The sequence below is a fragment of the Acidovorax sp. Leaf191 genome (genome assembly GCF_001424425.1).
GTDB lineage: Bacteria > Pseudomonadota > Gammaproteobacteria > Burkholderiales > Burkholderiaceae_C > Acidovorax.
In genome coordinates, this window is the sequence record NZ_LMPT01000019.1 from 595,006 (window position 1) to 612,449 (window position 17,444).

A 17,444-nucleotide genomic window follows, 5' to 3' on the forward strand; every position below is an offset into this window, starting at 1 on the left:
CCGCGCCGCCTGGGCGAATCAGGAACGCTTGTTGATCACCTGGTCGACCAGGCCGTATTCCTTGGACTCCTCGGCCGACAGGAAGTAGTCGCGCTCGGTGTCGCGCTGGATCTTTTCCAGCGGCTGGCCGGTGCGCTCGGCCAGGATCTTGTTGAGCTGCTCGCGGGTCTTCAGGATCTCGCGCGCATGGATCTCGATCTCGGTCGCCTGGCCCTGCATGCCGCCCAGGGGCTGGTGGATCATGACCTTGGAGTTGGGCAGCGCGAAACGCTTGCCCTTGGCGCCTGCGGCCAGCAGGAACGCGCCCATGCTGGCGGCCATGCCGGTGCACAGCGTCGACACGTCGGGCTTGATGAAGTTCATGGTGTCGTAGATCGCCATGCCCGCGCTCACCGAGCCACCGGGGGAGTTGATGTAGAACGACACGTCCTTGTCGGGGTTCTCGCTTTCGAGGAACAGCAGCTGCGCCACGACGAGGTTGGCGGTCTGGTCATTGACCGGGCCCACCAGGAAGATCACGCGCTCCTTGAGCAGGCGCGAGTAGATGTCGTAGGACCGTTCGCCACGGCCCGACTGCTCGATGACCATCGGGACCATGCCCAGGCCTTGTAATTCCAATGCGCTCATTTTTTCTCCAGTCAAGCAGGTACTGTACCCAGAAATGAATTGGGGCTTGTGCCCGAAAGCACAAGCCCCTGGTGTGTCGCCCACCACCGGAAACTCCGACAAGGAGACACCGGCGGGGTGTGGCACAGGCTATCAGCCTTGTTGAGCCATCAGTTCGTCGAAGGATACGGCCTTTTCCACCACCTTGGCCTTGCCCAGCACGAAATCGGTCACGTTGTTTTCGATGACAACGGCTTCGACTTCAGCCAGGCGCTGACGGTCGCCGAAGTACCAGCGCACGACGTCTTCAGGCTTCTCGTAGCTGGCGGCCAGCTCGTCGATGTGGGCCTTGAGCTGCTCGGGCTTGGCCTGCAGGTTGTTGGCACGCACCAGTTCAGCCACCACCAGGCCCAGGCGCACGCGGCGCTCGGCTTGGGGGCGGAACACGTCTTCAGGGATCTCGGCCTTGTCGGCGTCCTTGATGCCGCGCTGCTTGAGCTCGGCACGGGCGCCTTCCAGCAGGCGGGCGATTTCAGCCTGCACGCTGGCGTTGGGCAGGTCGAGCTCGGCCTTGCCGACCAGGGCGTCCATCACGGCCTGCTTGTTGCGGGCCAGCAGGCGGAACTTGACTTCGCGCTCCAGGTTCTTCTTGATGTCGGCGCGCAGGCCGTCCACGGAACCGTCGGCGATGCCCAGCGACTTGGCCAGGGCGTCGTTCACTTCGGGCAGGTGGGCGGCTTCGATCTTCTTGACGGTCACGAGGAAGTCGGCGGTCTTGCCGGCGACGTCCTTGCCGTGGTACTCAGCGGGGAAGGCCAGGGGGAAGGTCTTGCTTTCGCCAGACTTCATGCCACGCACTGCGTCTTCGAATTCCTTGAGCATCTGGCCTTCGCCGACCAGGAACTGGAAGTCTTCTGCCTTGCCGCCGTCGAAGGGTTCGCCGTCGATCTTGCCTTCGAAGTCCACGGTCACGCGGTCGCCGTCTTGCGCAGCGGCGTCGATGGCGCGCTGGGCGAAGCTGCGGCGCTGCTTGCGCAGGATGTCGATGGTCTTGTCGATGGCGGCATCGGTCACTTCGGCCGACAGCTTTTCGACTTCGGCGTCCGACAGGTCGGCGATCTGGACTTCAGGGAACACTTCGAAGATGGCATCGAACGTGACCTGGCCTTCGGGAGCGCCTTCCTTTTCGGTGATGCGGGGCTGGCCGGCCACGCGCAGGTTGGCTTCGTTGGCAGCCACGGCAAAGGCTTCACCGACCTTGTCGTTGAGCACTTCGTACTGCACCGAGTAGCCGTAGCGCTGTGCCACCACGTTCATGGGCACCTTGCCGGGACGAAAGCCATCCATCTTGACCGTGCGGGCCAGGCGCTTGAGGCGCGTGTCGACTTCGGACTGGATCAGGGTGACGGGCACGCTCAGCGTAATCTTGCGCTCGAGCTTCTCAAGGGTTTCAACAGTAACGGCCATGGCTATTCCTCTTATGGATGTGGATCGTGCTGGCTGCAGCGCAGCAGCGCCGTGTTCCGCAAAGTCTCACAGGGGTGGTGCGCGGGGGGGGACTCGAACCCCCACACCATTGCTGGCGTCAGGACCTAAACCTGGTGCGTCTACCAATTTCGCCACCCGCGCGGTTCTACAACAAACAAACAGGCGGCAACCGGAGCTGCCGCCTGTGTGAAATCGGTCAACCTTCTATTTTACCCTGATGCGGGCAGGCTGGGAATTATTGACCCCCAAGAAGATCCGGCTCGGGCCGTTTGACACGGAACCACGCAGCGTACATCGCAGGCAGCGCGAGCAGCGTGAGCACGGTGGCCACCACCAGCCCGCCCATGATGGCCACGGCCATCGGGCCCCAGAACACGCTGCGCGACAGCGGGATCATGGCCAGCACCGCGGCGGCCGCCGTCAGCACGATGGGACGCAGGCGGCGCACGGCCGACTCGACGATGGCGTCCCACGCGGGGATGCCCTTGGCGCGGTCCTGCTCGATCTGGTCGATCAGGATCACCGAGTTGCGCTGGATCATGCCCATGAGCGCGATCACGCCCAGCAGCGCCACGAAGCCGAACGGACGGTTGAGCAGCAGCAGTGCGGCCGAGACCCCCGCGATCCCCAGGAACCCGGTGATGTACACCAGGAACGCACGGCTGAAGCTGTGCAGCTGCAGCATCAGCAAGGTGAACACCAGGAACAGCATGACAGGCACTCCCGCCATGATGGAGCTGGTGCCCTTGGAGCTTTCCTCCACCGCGCCGGCCACTTCGATGCGGTAGGCGCCCTGCCCTGCAGCGTGCCATTTGTCCTCGATGGCCTTGAGTGCCGGCTGCAGCGCCGCCGTCACGGTGGCGCCCTGCAGGCCTTCGGTCACGTCGCCCTGCACGGTGATGGCGTAGTCGCGGTTCTCGCGCCACATCACGCCCGGCTCCCAGGTGAACACGGGCTTGGCGATCTGCGTGAGCGGGATCGACTTGCCCGAGGCCGTGGGCAGGTAGGCGTTGGCGATGTCGGTGATCGCGTTGCGCTCGTCCAGCGGCTGGCGCAGCACGATGTCGATCAGCTTGTCGCCCTCGCGGAACTGGCCCACCTGCGTGCCCGACAGGATGGTCTTGGAGGCCTGCGCGATGGACTGGCTCGTCACGCCCAGAGCGCGCGCCTTGGCCTGGTCGACCTCCAGGCGCAGCACCTTCACGGATTCGTTCCAGTTGTCGTTCACGCCACGCATGTCGGCATTCTGGCGCAGCACGGCCTTGACCTCGTCGGCCCGCTCGCGCAGCACCAGCGGCTCGGGGCCCACCACGCGGAACTGCACGGGGTATGGCACCGGCGGCCCGTTGGGCAGCAGCTTCACGCGGCCGCGCACTTCGGGGAACTCCTCGGCCAGCAGGGCCGGCAGCTTGACGCGCAGCGATTCGCGCAGCGCCAGGTCCTTGGGCAGCACGATGAACTGCGACACGTTGCTTTGCGGGAACACCTGGTCCAGCGGCAGGTAAAAGCGCGGCACGCCCGAGCCCACCCAGGTGCTGACCGACGTCACGCCGGCCTCGGCCATCAGGCGCTGCTCCACGCGCTTGGTGACCTCTTCATTGCCCGCGAACGACGTACCCTCGGGGAACCAGATGTCCACCAGGATCTCGGGCCGGCTCGAATCCGGGAAGAACTGCTGCTGCACCTTGCCCATGCCGACGATGCCCAGCACGAAGATCAGGATGGTGATGCCGATGGTGATCCAGCGGTGCAGCACGCACCAGTTCACCAGGCGGCGGAACGCGCGGTAGAACGGGCTGTCGAACACCTCGTGCGCGCCCTCGGCGGTGCCGTGGTGCTCCTGCGCATGCAGCACGTGCTCGGGCACCTTCAGCAGCAGCGTCCCCAGGTAGGGCACGAAGTACACCGACACGATCCAGCTCAGGACCAGCGCGATCACGGTCACGGCGAAGATGGCGAAGGTGTACTCGCCCGTCGTCGACTTGGCCAGGCCGATGGGCAGAAAGCCCGCGGCGGTGATCAGCGTGCCGGTGAGCATGGGCATGGCGGTGATCTCGTACGCGAAGGTGGCGGCGCGCACCTTGTCGTAGCCCTCTTCGAGCTTGAGCACCATCATCTCCACCGCAATGATCGCGTCGTCCACCAGCAGGCCCAGCGCGATGATGAGCGAGCCCAGCGAGATCTTGTGCAGGCCGATGCCCCAGTACCACATGGCCAGGAAGGTCACGGCCAGCACCAGCGGAATGGTGATGCCCACCACCATGCCCGGGCGCGGGTCGATGTACCAGCGCTTCCACAGCGGCTGCTTGCCCGGCCGGCGGTGAAAGCCCAGCGCGATGAAGCTCACGGCCAGCACGATGACCACGGCCTCGATCAGCACCTTCACAAACTCATTGACCGACGTGGACACCGCGGTGGGCTGGTCCTGCACATTGACCAGCTTGACCCCGGCGGGCAGCGACGCGGCGATGCGGTCGGTGGCCGTGTGCAGTGCCTTGCCCAGCGCGATGATGTCGCCACCCTTGGTCATCGACACCCCCAGCGCGATCACCTCGCGTCCCTGGTGGCGCACCTTCACGGTGGCCGGGTCCACATAGCCGCGCTTGATCTCGGCGATGTCCGACAGGCGCAGCTGCGCGCCCGAGGGGCCGCGGATGGGCATGGCGGCCAGGTCTTCCACCGCATTGAACTGGCCTTCAACCCGCACCTGCACCTGGTCCTGCGGCGTCTGGATGGCGCCCGCGCTTTCCACCGCGTTCTGCTGGCCCAGCTGCGCCAGCACCTGGTTCATGTCCAGGCCCAGCTGCGCCAGGCGCTTTTGCGAGATCTCGATGAAGAGCTTCTCGTCCTGCACGCCGAACTGCTCCACCTTGGCCACGTCGGGCACGCGCAGCAGCTGCTGGCGGGCGTCGTCGGCAAATTGCTTGAGTTCGGCGTAGCTGAAGCCTTCGGACTCCAGCGCGTAGATCACGCCGTACACATCGCCGAAGTCGTCGTTGAAGAACGGGCCCTGGATGCCCTGCGGCAGGGTGTAGCGCATGTCGCCCACCTTCTTGCGCACGCTGTACCAGACATTGGCCACGTCGCCGGGCTTGGAGGAGTCCTTGATCTGGAAAATGATCTGCGACTCGCCGGGCTTGGAATAGCTGCGGATCTTGTCCGCATACGGCACCTCTTGCAGCGTGCGCTCGATCTTGTCGGTGACCTGCTCGGCCACCTGCTGCGCCGTGGCGCCGGGCCAGTAGGTGCGCACCACCATCGCGCGGAAGGTGAACGGAGGGTCTTCGTCCTGCCCCAGCTGGAAGTAGGCCATGAAGCCCAGCAGCATCAGCACCAGCATCAGGTAGCGCGTGAGCGCGGGGTGGTCGAGCGCCCACTTGGAGAGGTTGAACCCCTCCTTCGGTTGTACTTGCGTCATGGCAGCGGCCCTTACTTGGCGTTCGCGCTGGCGGCGGGCGCCGTGGCGGGAGCCGCGGCCGGGGCCGGCACCGCGGCCGGTGCAGGGGCTGCTACGGTATTGGTAGCTGTTTGCGCCTTACTGGCGGGCGCTGCAGCCGTTTTTGGCTGGTACACCACCACTTTCTGCCCCGGCGACAGCACGTGCACGCCCGTGGCCACCACCTGCATGCCCGGGGTGAGGCCGCCGGCCACCACCGCCTCGTTGCCATCGGCCGTGGCGATCTGCACCGCCTGCGACTTGACGGTGCCGCTGGCGGCGTCGTAGACCCACACCGCCGTGGTCTGGCCCTCCTGGCGCAAGGCGCTGGTGGGCAGCTTGATGGCGGGAATGCCCACATGGCTCAGCGCCTTGGGCTTCACATACACGGTGGAGCCCAGCGGCGGCACGTCGGCGCCGTCGATGGCCACCTTGACCTGGTAGGTGCGGGTGGCAGCGTCGGCGCTGGCGGCCACTTCGCGCACGCGGCCCACCAGCTCGGCCCCGGTGGACCAACCGCGCACCGTCACCTCGGAGTCCGGAGCGATCACGCCGACCTTGTCCTCGGGCACCGCAAACACCACATCCCGCGGCCCGTCCTGCGCAATGCGCACCACCGGCGTGCCGGCGGTCACCACCTGGCCCGGCTCGGCGTCGATGCCGGTGATCACGCCCGACACATCGGCCACCAGCGTCGTGTAGGCGGCCTGGTTGCCCTGCGACGACAGTTGCGCGCGCGCCTGGTCCAGCGTGGCCTGCGCGGCCTTGAGGGTGGCATCGCGGCGCTCCAGCTCGGCACCGCTGATGAAGTTCTGGTCCTTGAGCGCCTGGTAGCGCTTGTAGTCGGCGGCGGCCAGGTCGCGCTGCGTGGTGGCCGATGCCAGTTGCGCCCGCGCGGCGTCGGTGGCCAGTTGGTAGTCCTTGGGGTCCAACTGCGCCAGCACCGCGCCCGCGCGCACCCGCTGGCCCAGCTCGGCCTGGCGCTTGACGATCTTGCCCGCCACCCGGAACCCCAGGCGCGACTCCACGCGCGCGCGCACTTCGCCCGAATACTCGAGGCTCGACTGCAGCGCCCCCACACCCACCGTCAACAGCTTGACGGAGCGCACGGGCTCCTCAGGAGGGGCCGGGCGTGAGCAAGCGGCTAGCAAGGCCGCGGTGGCCAGCACCAGCAGCGACCTGCGGGGCCATGGGGAAGACCGCTTGGCGGAGGGAGTGCGCATGGGAGATCCGTTGAAATTTATGAAAGCAGCCAGAAATTGCACGCACAGCGCAAAGCAGACAGCCCGCGCCGAAGGGCGGACGATCGATCCGCTCAGGATGTGTTTTTGTTTAATGACTGACCGGTTAGTAATCTATGAGAACCGGCCCCGTCTTGTCAAGCGACAATTCGGGGTGTGAACGACCGCCCCAGCCCTCCCCCCTCGCCCGCCCAGGCCACAGCCACGATTACGGCCTCGCCATCTGCGGCCAACGCTGCCGACGCCGTGGCAGCCCCCGTTACGCACTACGAGAACTTCCCCGTCGCCTCGGTGCTGTGCCCGCCCCACCTGCGCCAGCCGATTGCCGCCATCTACGGTTTTGCCCGCACGGCCGACGACATCGCCGATGAAGGCGACGCCCCCGCCGCCGACCGCCTGGCCGACCTGGCCGCTTTTCACGCAGACCTGATGGCGATTGCACAGGGCCAGCCGCCATCGCCGCGCTGGGCCAGTGTCTTCCTGCCGCTGCAGGCCGTGCTGCGCAGCCACCAGCTGCCGGTGCCGCTGTTGGCCGACCTGCTCAGCGCCTTTGCGCAGGATGTGGAAAAAACGCGCGACGCCGAGGGCTACGCCGACCGTGCAGAGCTGCTGGACTACTGCCGCCGCTCCGCCAACCCGGTGGGCCGGCTGCTGCTGCACCTGTACGGCGTGCACGGCGACGAGGCGCTGCGCGAGAGCGACGCCATCTGCACCGCCCTGCAGCTCATCAACTTCTGGCAGGACCTGTCGGTGGACATTCCCCGGGGCCGCCACTACCTGCCGCGTGCCGACTGCGTCACCCACGGCGCCAGCCAGGCCGACCTGCTGGCACTGCACAGCACGCCCGAGACCGCCCGCCTGATCGCCAACTGCGCCCGGTGGGCCCGCGCCAGCATGCACAGCGGCGCGCCCCTGGTGCACCGGCTGCCCGGCCGCGCCGGCTGGGAGCTGCGCCTGGTGGTACAAGGCGGCCTGCGCATCCTCGACAAGGTCGACGCACTGCAGGGCGGCAGCCTGCACACCCGCCCGCGCCTGAATGCGTGGGACTGGTGCGTGATGCTGGCGCGCGCCGTGGTGATGTGATGGGACCGGAGGCTGCGGGCTCGGCGCAGGGCCGCGCCCGCAGCCTCAGGCTGCCGACAGCCAGTCGCAGAACGCCACCGACGCCGGGTCCTGCGCGGCGCGGGCGGGCCGCAGCCAGTAGTACTTCTTCTCGCCCGACAGCACATCGGCGAACGGCATCACCAGCAGCCCGCTGGCCAGCGCATCGCCCAGGAAACGCGGGTTGCCCAGCGCCACGCCCAGGCCCTGGATGGCCGCCTGCACGCTCAGGTGGGCATGGTCGAACACCAGGTCGCCCGCGGGCTGCAGGCCGGGCGCGCCCGCCTCGCCCAGCCACTGCTGCCACACCAGCGGCGTGGAGCGGCTGTGCAGCAGCGTGAAGCGCGCCAGCCCCTCGGGCGACGCCACGGCCCGGCCGTCCGCCAGCAGCGCGGGGCTGCACACGGGCGTGAGCGCGTCGGGGATGAAGGCGCCCAGGCTCACATCCCGCCACCCGCTGCGCTCGGGCAGCGCCGCCAGGTCGGCATCGGCAAAGCAGCGGATCGACACGTCGTACTGCGCCGGCTCGAAATCCATGAACCCCACCGTCGTGACCAGTTGCACATCCAGCCCCGGCATCTGCGCGCAAAAGCCCGCCAGGCGCGGAATGAGCCACTGCGATGCCAGCGTGGCCGTGGCGTTCACCACCAGCGTGTTGCGGCGGGTCAGCCGCTCGATGCCGGCGGTGGACTGCGCCATCAGGTCGAGCGCGCTGGTGATGCCTGGCAGCAGCGCGGCGCCCGGCGTGGTCAGCGCCAGGCGCCGGCCGTCGCGCCCGACCAGCGCCACGCCCAGCCATTCCTCCAGCGCCTTGATCTGGTGGCTGACGGAGCTTTGCGTCACGCTCAACTCGCGCGCCGCGTGGGTCACGCTGAGCAGCCGCCCGGCCGCCTCGAAGGCGCGCAGCATGTTCAGCGGCGGCAAGCGGCGTGCGGCGCTGCCTGCAATCGGGGTGGACGCGGCAGACCCAGCTGCCAGCCGCGCGTCAATCACATGAGATGAATTCATGATTGGCGGAAATATTGTCGATAGTCGCGCGCCGCACTGCTTCGTACGATGAGGCCCATGCATGGAAACACGCCGACCGACTGGATAGATTTACTCATTATGTGCCGTGCCTGCACGGCCCCGCTGCGGCCGGCCCGCAGGCCGAGCGGGCCCGGCCCCGCGCAGCGTGCTGCAGGCCCTGATCAGCGCAGACGGCCTGTGGGTTGGGCGATGTGGGCGATGTGGGCGGGGGCGGTGCGCACGCCGGCAGCCACGCCCCGGGCCCCTGCTGCATGACGGGCATCGCAATGCTCCTGCCCCCAAGCGCGGCCCGGATGCCGCTGTGCGTGGGCGTGCGGCATACGCCCGGTGCGCTGTCCGTGCGCGTGGCGTACATCGCAGGGTCCGCACCGGCCGGCGCGGGCCCACAGGAGGCCCAGCGCCAGTTCGCCCAGGTGCTGGCCGCCACGGAGCGCCTGGTGCACGAGGCCGGCGCCAGCCTGGACCGGATGGTGTCGTGCGAAGTCTTCGTGCGCGAGCCTGCCGCCTGCCCGGCGGTCGAGGCCTTGCTGCGCACCTGGGCCGCACGCCGCTCTGGCTGCGCGCGCCTGGTGCGGCAACCACCCGGCGCCACGCCGCACGCCGACCTGGGGATGGCCCTGGTGGTCGCCCGGCCCGCCACCCCGGCGGACTGACCGGCTGCTGACGGCTGAACGACCGATCAGCGCCCCCGCCGGCCGACTGTAAGAAACATTCATGGGCGGCAAGCGCGGCCATTCGGCGGCCGATTTGCGCTGGAAATATTGATCAAAAACCGCCGCTACCGCGCTCCTGGAAAGCGCTAGCCGCTATCATTTTTGACATTTTGATGGGATGCGCCAACAGCATCCGGCGGAACGCCTGCGCCCCACTCAGGGTTTGCGCGTGTGCCGGCCAGCCCCGGCGCAGTTAGCCTCGCGCCCACTCCAGCACCAAGAGCGCTGGCGGTACGAAGGATGTTGTTTCAGACCCTGTTCTCAAAGACAGACAGACCGGCGGTGGCGCCACCCGCGCCACCGCTGCTTTCCATGCCCGGCATGGCATCCACGCAGCCTCGGCCCTACCCGGACCTACCCGGACACCCGCATACCACCATGTCTGTCAGCGTTTTCGACCTCTTCAAGATCGGCATCGGCCCGTCCAGCTCCCACACCGTGGGGCCCATGATCGCGGCGCGGCAGTTTGCGTGCCACCTGCAGGCCGGCGCGGGCCTGGCCGCGGTGCAGGGCATTGCGGTCGAACTGTTCGGCTCGCTGTCAGCCACCGGCGTGGGCCACGGCACCGACAAGGCCGTGCTGCTGGGCCTGGCGGGCTTTGAGCCCGACACCATCGACCCCGACCAGATCGACCCGACCATCGCCGCCATCCGGGCCAGCCAGACGCTGAACCTGCTGGGCGAGCGCACCGTGCCCTTCATCGAGAAGGAGCACCTGCTCTTTCGCCGCAAGAGCCTGCCCCTGCACCCCAACGGCATGTGCTTTCACGCGTTCGATGCCCAGGGCACGGAGATCGCCCAGCGCGAGTACTACTCGGTGGGCGGCGGCTTCGTCATCGACGCCGCTGGTGAACGGGTGCTGAACCAGGCCGGCAGTGCACAGCCCGGCAGCGCCGGCCACGCGCAGGGCCTGCCCCACCCCTTTCGCACCGGCGCCGAAATGCTGGCCCAGTGCCAGGCCACCGGCCTCACGCCGGCGCAACTCATGGCCGTCAACGAAGCGCACTGGCGCAGCGCCGCCGAGGTGCGGCGCCAACTGCTGGCCATCTGGCGCACCATGGCCGGCGCCGTGCAGCGCGGCTGCGCCAGCACCGGCCACCTGCCCGGGCCGATGCGGGTACGCCGACGCGCGGCCGAACTGCACCGCAACCTGAAGGCCCACCCCGAGGCCGCGCTGCGCGACCCGCTGTCCATGCTGGACTGGGTGAACCTCTACGCCATGGCCGTCAACGAAGAAAACGCCGCGGGCGGCCGCGTCGTGACCGCCCCCACCAACGGCGCCGCGGGCGTGATCCCGGCGGTGCTGCACTACTACGTCAACTTCTTGCAAGGCGCCCGGGAAGGCAGCGCCGCCAACGAGGACGGCATCGCCACGTTTTTGCTCACCGCAGGCGCCATCGGCATCATCTACAAGGAAAACGCGTCCCTGTCAGGTGCCGAGGTGGGTTGCCAGGGCGAGGTGGGCGTGGCCTGCTCGATGGCCGCAGGCGCCCTGGCCGCCGTGATGGGCGGCACGCCCGAGCAGATCGAGAATGCCGCCGAGATCGGCATGGAGCACAACCTGGGCATGACCTGCGACCCCGTGGGCGGCCTGGTGCAGATCCCCTGCATCGAGCGCAACGCCATGGGTGCCATCAAGGCCATCAACGCCGCCCGCATGGCGCTGCGCGGCGACGGCCAGCACGTGGTGTCGCTCGACAAGGTCATCAAGACCATGATGCAGACCGGCGCCGACATGAAGGTGAAATACAAGGAAACCTCGCGCGGCGGCCTGGCGGTGAATGTTGTGGAATGCTGACGCCCGCCACCGGCCACGCATACAACTGACGCGGCGCCGGTACACAATCCGCGCTCAGCATACCGGCCACTCGGGCGCAGGGTGTCCCATCAGGCGCCCTGCGGCGCCGTTCACAGCTTCGCTGCTTCTTCTGCTTCTTCTGCTTCTTCTGCTTCTTCTGCTTCTTCTTCCTCCGTTGGTCTCCTTCATGAAAATCTCCTCGATGCTGCGCCCGTGGGCGCTGATGGCCGCTCTGGCGTGCGCCGCCGCCGCACCCGCCTGGGCCGAAGACACCCTGGGCCGCATTGCCAGCGCGGGCGAACTGCGCCTGGGCCACCGCGAAAAGTCCCTGCCGTTCTCGTACAAGGACGCCAACTCGGGCAAGGTACAGGGCTACACGGTGGACATCTGCCTGCAGATCTTTGAAGAGATCAAGAAAGAGCTCAAGCGGCCCGACCTCAAGCTGACCTACCTGCTGGTGGACGGCAAGAACCGCATCACCGACGTGAAGAACAACGTGGTGGACCTGGAGTGCGGCGGCACGGCCAACACCGCCGCGCGCCAGAAGGAAATCGCCTTCAGCCACCACATCTTCGTGGCGTCGTCCGCGTTTTTGGTGAAGAAGACCTCCGGCATCAAGACGCTGGACGACCTGCAGGGCAAGAAGATCGCCGTGCAGGGCAAGACCACCAACGAAAACCTGCTCAAGGCCAACGAGCGCACCTTTGCACGCAAGTTCAACTACGTGCCGGTCGACAGCACGCTCGACGCAGTGAACGCCCTGGTCAAGGGCGACGCCGACGCCGCGTTCGCTGACGACGCGGGCATCTGGATTCCGCTCACCCGCCTGGGCAAGTCCATGGACGAGTACCAGTTTCTGGAAAAGCGCCTCTCGGTCGAGCCCTACAGCATCGGCCTGCGCCGCGAAGACCCCAAGTTCAAGGAACTCGTGGACCGCGTCACCCGCCGCATGATCCAGAACGGCGAGTTGACCGCGCTGTACAAGAAATGGTTCAGCTCGGAACAGGGCACGCTGCTGCCCATGAGCGTCTTCATGAAGGAAGCCCTGCGCCGGCCGAGCGACATCGGGGTGGAGCAGATCGCGTTCTGAAGCCCCCCTGAGTCGCTTCGCGCCTCCGTGGCAGTGCCAGAGGCACGGCCTCTTCGGCCTGTCCAAGCCTGCGCAGGCAGGCTTGGAGCCGCAGGCCTCAGCCCCGGAGGGGGACGCACCCGGTGGCCTGGCCAAGCCAGTTCCACGGGTGCCCTCGCTTGGAGCGTGCCAGTTTCGTGGGCTGCGCGCTGAACCGAAAACGGTCGGCCACCTTCACAAAGCCTCCGCCACCGAGCAGAACGCATCCTGTCTCTGGCACCGCCCCTTTCCCACGAGAACATGGGCTGCCGGCAATTTGGCTCACCAGCCGCCGCGTCGGCCCATGGGACAATCTCACCCCATGACCCCACAGCAATACGTACAGCAAAAAGCCGTGGCCTCGGGCAGCAGCTTCTACTACGCCTTCCTGTTCCTGCCGGCCCCGCGCCGCGCCGCGATCACGGCGTTTTACGCGTTCTGCCGCGAAGTGGATGATGTGGTGGACGAAGTCTCCGACCCGGGCGTGGCCCGCACCAAACTCGCCTGGTGGCAGGCCGAAGTGGCCAAGTCCTATGCCGGCCAGCCCACCCACCCCGTGATGCAGGCGCTGATGCCGCACACGGCCGAATACGGCATCGAGCAACGCCACCTGCAGGCCGTCATCGACGGCTGCCAGATGGACCTGGAGCAGACGCGCTACCTCGACTTTGCAGGCCTCAAGGGCTACTGCCACCTGGTGGCAGGCATCGTGGGCGAAGTCACGGCGCGCATCTTCGGCCAGACCGACGAGCGCACCACGCAGTACGCCCACACCCTGGGCCTGGCCTTCCAGCTCACCAACATCATCCGCGACGTGGGCGAGGACGCCATGATGGGCCGCATCTACCTGCCCGTCAGCGAACTGCAGCAGTTCGACGTGAAGGCGCACGAGATCTTGAAGCGCACGTATTCCGACCGCTTCACCGCGCTGATGCGCTTTCAGGCGGAGCGTGCGCACCGCCTCTACGACGAGGCCCTGGCCCTGCTACCCGCTGCCGACCGCCGCGCGCAAAAGCCCGGCCTCATGATGGCCAGCATCTACCGCACGCTGCTGCGCGAGATCGAGCACGAAAACTTCCAGGTGCTGCACCAGCGCATCCGCCTCACCCCCCTGCGCAAGTTCTGGCTGGCGTGGAAGGTGCAGGCCCTGGGCAGGATGTGAGCGCGTCCCCTCCATCTGAACGACTGGAAGTACTGAGATGAAAGTCGCCGTCATCGGCGCCGGCTGGGCCGGCATGGCTGCGGCCATCGCGCACGCGCAGGCGGGGCGCGATGTCACGGTGTTCGAAGCCGCCCGCACCGTGGGCGGCCGGGCGCGTGCCGTGCCCGCCACCCTGCCAGGGGGCAAGGCTGCCACGCTCGACAACGGCCAGCACATCCTCATCGGCGCCTACGCTGAAAGCCTGCGCCTGATGCGCCTGGTGGGGGTGGACGCCAGCACCGCGCTGCTGCGCCTGCCGCTCACGCTGCAGTTCCCAGACGGCCAGGGGCTGCAGCTGCCCGACCTGCCGCCACCGCTGGATGCGCTGCTGGGCATCGTGCGTGCCAAGGGCTGGAGCCTTGGCGACAAGCTGGCGCTGCTGCGCACGGCCACCGCGTGGCAGTTGAAGGGCTTCCGCTGCGCGCCCGCGACCTCGGTGGCCGACCTGTGCGCGCCGCTCACGCCCCGCCTGATGGCCGAGTTCATCGACCCGCTGTGTGTGTCGGCCCTGAACACCCCCGCGCACCAGGCCAGCGGCCAGGTGTTTCTGCGCGTGCTGCAAGACAGCCTGTTCAGCGGGCGCGGCGGCTCCAACCTGCTGCTGCCACGCGTTGACCTGGGCGCGCTGTTCCCCGAGCCTGCAGTGCGCTGGCTGAAGGCCCAGGGTCGCCACCAGGTCATCACCGGCCAGCGTGCACTGCGGCTGCAGCCGCAGCCCGGCGGACGCTGGCAGGTCATCGGCGCGGCCGGCCTCTTGGGTGCCGCTGACGACGCCCCCGACGTGTTCGACCACGTGACCCTTGCATGCCCATCGTGGGAGGCCGGCAGGCTCGTGGCGGCTGTCGCCGGTGAGGCCGGTTTGGCGAGTGCCCGCCCGTGGAGCACGTTGGCAGGCGCCCTGCGCTTTGAGGCCATCACTACGGTCTACGCCCATGCCCCAGGCGCACGCCTGCCCCAGCCCATGCTGGCATTGCGCAGCACGCCGCACAGCCCCGCGCAGTTCGTTTTCGACCGCGGCCAGCTGGACGGCCAGCACGGGCTGCTGGCCTTCGTGGTGAGCGCCAGCGACGGCGAGCGCTCTCACATCGAGCAACAGGTGCTGCAGCAAGCCGCCGTGCAGCTGGGCATCAGCGCCTTGCAGCCCGTGCAGACCGTGGTGGAAAAACGAGCCACCTTCGCCTGCACTCCCGGCCTGGCGCGCCCCGGTCTGCAGGTGCTGCCCGGCCTGACGGCCTGCGGCGACTATGTGGACGGCCCCTACCCCGCCACGCTGGAAGGCGCGGTGCTCAGCGGCACTGCGGTGGCGGCCAGCGTTTGACGGCCGCGCCCCCGGGAAAACCCCAGGCCGACTGACAGCATTCCGAAAGCCCACAGCGCGCACCATCGCGTTCTGTCATGCCTACCTGGCTTTCTCGGAGACACACATGCCCATCGACCCACAATTCCCCCACCACCTGCACCCCACCCGACGCCACCTGCTGGGCGCTGGCGGCGCCCTGGCGCTCGGCGGCATGCTGCCCACACTGGCGTCGGCCCAGGCCGCCTGGCCTGCGAAGTCGATCCGCTTCGTCGTGCCGTTTGCACCGGGCGGCAGCTCCGAGATCGTGGCGCGCTCCACCGCGGCCGAGCTGACCAAGACGCTGGGCCAGAGCGTGTTCGTGGACAACAAGCCCGGCGCCGCCGGCAACATCGCCATGTCGGAAGTGGCGCGCGCCGACGACCAGCACACTGTCATCCTGGGCCACATCGGCACGCTGGCCGTCAACCCCTACATCTTCGACAAGCTGCCCTACGACGCCAACAAGGACTTCAAGCCCGTGAGCCTGCTGGCCAAGGTGCCCAGCCTGTACGTGGTGCACCCCGACGTGCCGGCCAAGAACCTCAAGGAGTTCATCGCCTACGCCAAGAAGAACCCCGCCAAGCTCAGCTACGGCTCGGCAGGCAACGGCAGCGCGGGCCACCTCGCGTTCGAATACCTCAAGATGACTGCCGAGATCTTCATGCTGCACGTGCCCTACCGCGGCACCGGCCCCATGATGACCGACCTGCTCTCGGGCCGCCTCGACGCCGCCGCCGTGGGCGCCGCGGCCCTGCTGCCTTTCATCAAGTCGGGCAAGGTGCGCTGCATCGCCACCGGCTCGGCCCAGCGCCTGCCCCAGCTGCCCGACGTGCCCACCGTGGCCGAGCAGGGCTTCCCGGGCTTTGAGATGACGCAGTGGTACGGCATGCTGGCCCCGGCCACCCTGCCCAAGGAACACCTGGACAAACTGGCCATCGAAACCGCCAAGGCCGTCAAGGCGCCCGACTCGCTCAAGCGCCTGAACGGCGACGCCGCCGAAGCCATCGGCGGCACGCCCGCACAGTTCGCGCAGTTCATCGCGGCCGAGCAGGCGCGCTGGCAAAAGGTGCTCAAGCGCGCGCAGGTAAAACCAGACTGACCCGGGGCCTTGGCAGTGCCCTGGCCTCAACGCAGCAGAGTCCAGAGAATGCTGAGCGCCACCGCATACAGCGCACCGAAGACGGCGCAGGCCGTCAACCAGCCATCGTTGCGCGGCGCCTCGGGCGGTTCACCACCGCCCCAGGCCGCGATCCACCCCATCAGAAAATACGACAGGCCCGCGATGGCTTTGATCAGCATCTCGGGCGCTGCCGCACCGCCTGCGGCGCCGGCCAACGCACCAGCGAGCAACAACGACTGCATCTGCGCAAAAGACTGACCGATGCTCATCCCTACGGCGACGATCAACAGCGCCATCACCAACCCGCACGCCAGCCCCAACAGGCTGCAGGCAGCGCGGAACACCAGGCCCGATGCCCACCAGGTCGCGGTGTCAACCTCACCCGGTACCGCCGACTGGCGCCGCCGAACCTTCGATACCAATCCGTCTTCCTTGCCCATCCGCTGCTCCTGCGCCGTGATCGACAGAGTATGTCCGGTCTCGGCTTTCATGGGCTGCGGTTTCAAGGTGCCGCGTTAGCATCCCACCCATGCGCATCCTCCTGGCCGAAGACGAACACAGCCTGGGCACCTGGCTCAGCCGGGCGCTGGAGCATGCGGGCATTCAGGTCGAATGGGTGAGCGACGGCCGCGTGGCCGACAAGTCGCTGCAGCAGCACGACGACTACGACGCGCTGGTGCTGGACCTGGGCCTGCCGGGCCTGGACGGGCATGCGGTGCTGCAGCGTCTGCGCGACCGGGACCAGCGGCTGCCCACGCTGATCCTCACCGCGCGCGATTCGCTGGACGAGCGCGTGCGGCTGCTCAACGCGGGGGCCGACGACTTTCTGGCCAAGCCGTTCGAGCTGGCCGAGCTGGAGGCCCGGCTGCACGCGCTGGTGCGCCGCGCGCGCGGCACCGACCCACCACGCCTGGCCTGCGGCCCGCTGGCCTACGACACTGCCCGCAAGCAGTTCGTGCTGCACGGCGAGCCGCTGGCCCTGTCGCCGCGCGAGCAGGGCGTGCTGCGGGTGCTGGTGCAGCGCAGCGGCGAGCCGTTTTCCAAGCAGCAGATCCTGGACCGCGTGTTCGTGGGCGATGAAGACGTGCACCCGGAGGCGGTGGAAGTGTTCGTGCACCGCCTGCGCAAGCGGCTCGACGGCAGCGGCGTGCGCATCGTCACGCTGCGGGGTCTGGGCTATGCGCTGGAGGCTGGTGATGTTCCCCCCTGAGCCGCTGCGCGTCTTCCCCCCTGGGGGGGGACGCCACCGGTGGACTGGCGGAGCC

14 protein-coding genes and 1 tRNA gene are annotated in these 17,444 nt (G+C 68.0%); 8 read left to right on the forward strand and 7 right to left on the reverse strand.

The annotated features are described in order from the left end of the window. Positions 1–18: 18 nt before the first annotated feature. The 5 genes from clpP to ASG27_RS16760 form a co-directional block, all read right to left on the reverse strand. Positions 19–627 carry an ATP-dependent Clp endopeptidase proteolytic subunit ClpP gene (gene clpP / locus ASG27_RS16740; RefSeq protein WP_056169761.1) on the reverse strand — a complete coding sequence of 203 codons (609 nt, stop codon included), beginning with the start codon at positions 625–627 and terminating at the stop codon, positions 19–21. A gap of 132 nt (positions 628–759) precedes the next feature. Continuing rightward, positions 760–2,073: a trigger factor gene (gene tig, locus ASG27_RS16745; RefSeq protein ID WP_056418677.1), complete on the reverse strand. Its 1,314-nt coding sequence runs from the start codon at positions 2,071–2,073 to the stop codon at positions 760–762. Positions 2,074–2,148: 75 nt separating this feature from the next. After that, a tRNA-Leu gene (locus tag ASG27_RS16750) sits at positions 2,149–2,235 on the reverse strand. Positions 2,236–2,329: 94 nt separating this feature from the next. After that, a complete protein-coding gene (locus ASG27_RS16755; protein WP_056418679.1) occupies positions 2,330–5,512 on the reverse strand; it encodes an efflux RND transporter permease subunit in 3,183 nt (1,060 codons plus the stop codon). A gap of 11 nt (positions 5,513–5,523) precedes the next feature. Beyond that, positions 5,524–6,753 carry an efflux RND transporter periplasmic adaptor subunit gene (locus ASG27_RS16760; protein ID WP_056418681.1) on the reverse strand — a complete coding sequence of 410 codons (1,230 nt, stop codon included), beginning with the start codon at positions 6,751–6,753 and terminating at the stop codon, positions 5,524–5,526. Between the two features lie 225 nt (positions 6,754–6,978). Here ASG27_RS16760 and hpnC point away from each other — a divergent pair, with 225 nt between their 5' ends. Then, positions 6,979–7,854: a squalene synthase HpnC gene (hpnC, locus tag ASG27_RS16765; protein ID WP_056419142.1), complete on the forward strand. Its 876-nt coding sequence runs from the start codon at positions 6,979–6,981 to the stop codon at positions 7,852–7,854. A 45-nt stretch (positions 7,855–7,899) separates the two neighbouring features. On the opposite strand, the gene ASG27_RS16770 is transcribed toward hpnC, so the two are convergent. Further along, a complete protein-coding gene (locus tag ASG27_RS16770; RefSeq protein ID WP_235504065.1) occupies positions 7,900–8,880 on the reverse strand; it encodes a LysR substrate-binding domain-containing protein in 981 nt (326 codons plus the stop codon). Positions 8,881–9,167: 287 nt separating this feature from the next. On the opposite strand from ASG27_RS16770, the gene ASG27_RS16775 reads away from it, so the two are divergent. The 6 genes from ASG27_RS16775 (at position 9,168) to ASG27_RS16800 (ending at position 16,158) form a co-directional block, all read left to right on the forward strand. Next, positions 9,168–9,554 carry a RidA family protein gene (locus ASG27_RS16775; RefSeq protein WP_156370796.1) on the forward strand — a complete coding sequence of 129 codons (387 nt, stop codon included), beginning with the start codon at positions 9,168–9,170 and terminating at the stop codon, positions 9,552–9,554. Between the two features lie 438 nt (positions 9,555–9,992). Then, positions 9,993–11,411, forward strand: a complete 1,419-nt coding sequence (locus ASG27_RS16780; protein ID WP_056419148.1) for an L-serine ammonia-lyase — start codon at positions 9,993–9,995, stop codon at positions 11,409–11,411. A 187-nt stretch (positions 11,412–11,598) separates the two neighbouring features. Next, complete coding sequence (locus ASG27_RS16785; RefSeq protein WP_235504066.1) at positions 11,599–12,501, forward strand: amino acid ABC transporter substrate-binding protein; 903 nt, start codon at positions 11,599–11,601, stop codon at positions 12,499–12,501. Between the two features lie 340 nt (positions 12,502–12,841). Next, positions 12,842–13,681 (forward strand): presqualene diphosphate synthase HpnD, encoded by an 840-nt coding sequence (gene hpnD, locus ASG27_RS16790; RefSeq protein ID WP_056418691.1) that lies wholly within the window; start codon positions 12,842–12,844, stop codon positions 13,679–13,681. 37 nt (positions 13,682–13,718) lie between these two features. After that, positions 13,719–15,038, forward strand: a complete 1,320-nt coding sequence (hpnE, locus tag ASG27_RS16795) for a hydroxysqualene dehydroxylase HpnE (RefSeq protein WP_056418694.1) — start codon at positions 13,719–13,721, stop codon at positions 15,036–15,038. Between the two features lie 106 nt (positions 15,039–15,144). Next, entirely contained in the window at positions 15,145–16,158 is a 1,014-nt protein-coding gene (locus ASG27_RS16800) for a Bug family tripartite tricarboxylate transporter substrate binding protein (protein WP_056169784.1), read from the forward strand. Between the two features lie 26 nt (positions 16,159–16,184). Here the strand turns inward: ASG27_RS16800 and ASG27_RS16805 are convergent, their stop codons facing one another. Further along, a complete protein-coding gene (locus ASG27_RS16805) occupies positions 16,185–16,670 on the reverse strand; it encodes a hypothetical protein (RefSeq protein WP_056418697.1) in 486 nt (161 codons plus the stop codon). Positions 16,671–16,708: 38 nt separating this feature from the next. Here ASG27_RS16805 and ASG27_RS16810 point away from each other — a divergent pair, with 38 nt between their 5' ends. Continuing rightward, positions 16,709–17,389, forward strand: coding sequence for a response regulator (locus ASG27_RS16810; RefSeq protein ID WP_056418699.1), 681 nt, complete (start codon positions 16,709–16,711; stop codon positions 17,387–17,389). Positions 17,390–17,444: the final 55 nt, after the last annotated feature.

Bases quoted from the DNA above. Each gene is read 5' to 3' on its own strand.
- clpP (WP_056169761.1), bottom strand. From the start codon at position 627: ATGAGCGCATTGGAATTACAAGGCCTGGGCATGGTCCCGATGGTCATC.
- tig (WP_056418677.1), bottom strand. From the start codon at position 2,073: ATGGCCGTTACTGTTGAAACCCTTGAGAAGCTCGAGCGCAAGATTACG.
- ASG27_RS16755 (WP_056418679.1), bottom strand. From the start codon at position 5,512: ATGACGCAAGTACAACCGAAGGAGGGGTTCAACCTCTCCAAGTGGGCG.
- ASG27_RS16760 (WP_056418681.1), bottom strand. From the start codon at position 6,753: ATGCGCACTCCCTCCGCCAAGCGGTCTTCCCCATGGCCCCGCAGGTCG.
- ASG27_RS16770 (WP_235504065.1), bottom strand. From the start codon at position 8,880: ATGAATTCATCTCATGTGATTGACGCGCGGCTGGCAGCTGGGTCTGCC.
- ASG27_RS16775 (WP_156370796.1), top strand. From the start codon at position 9,168: ATGCTCCTGCCCCCAAGCGCGGCCCGGATGCCGCTGTGCGTGGGCGTG.
- ASG27_RS16780 (WP_056419148.1), top strand. From the start codon at position 9,993: ATGTCTGTCAGCGTTTTCGACCTCTTCAAGATCGGCATCGGCCCGTCC.
- ASG27_RS16785 (WP_235504066.1), top strand. From the start codon at position 11,599: ATGAAAATCTCCTCGATGCTGCGCCCGTGGGCGCTGATGGCCGCTCTG.
- hpnD (WP_056418691.1), top strand. From the start codon at position 12,842: ATGACCCCACAGCAATACGTACAGCAAAAAGCCGTGGCCTCGGGCAGC.
- hpnE (WP_056418694.1), top strand. From the start codon at position 13,719: ATGAAAGTCGCCGTCATCGGCGCCGGCTGGGCCGGCATGGCTGCGGCC.
- ASG27_RS16800 (WP_056169784.1), top strand. From the start codon at position 15,145: ATGCCCATCGACCCACAATTCCCCCACCACCTGCACCCCACCCGACGC.
- ASG27_RS16805 (WP_056418697.1), bottom strand. From the start codon at position 16,670: ATGAAAGCCGAGACCGGACATACTCTGTCGATCACGGCGCAGGAGCAG.
- ASG27_RS16810 (WP_056418699.1), top strand. From the start codon at position 16,709: ATGCGCATCCTCCTGGCCGAAGACGAACACAGCCTGGGCACCTGGCTC.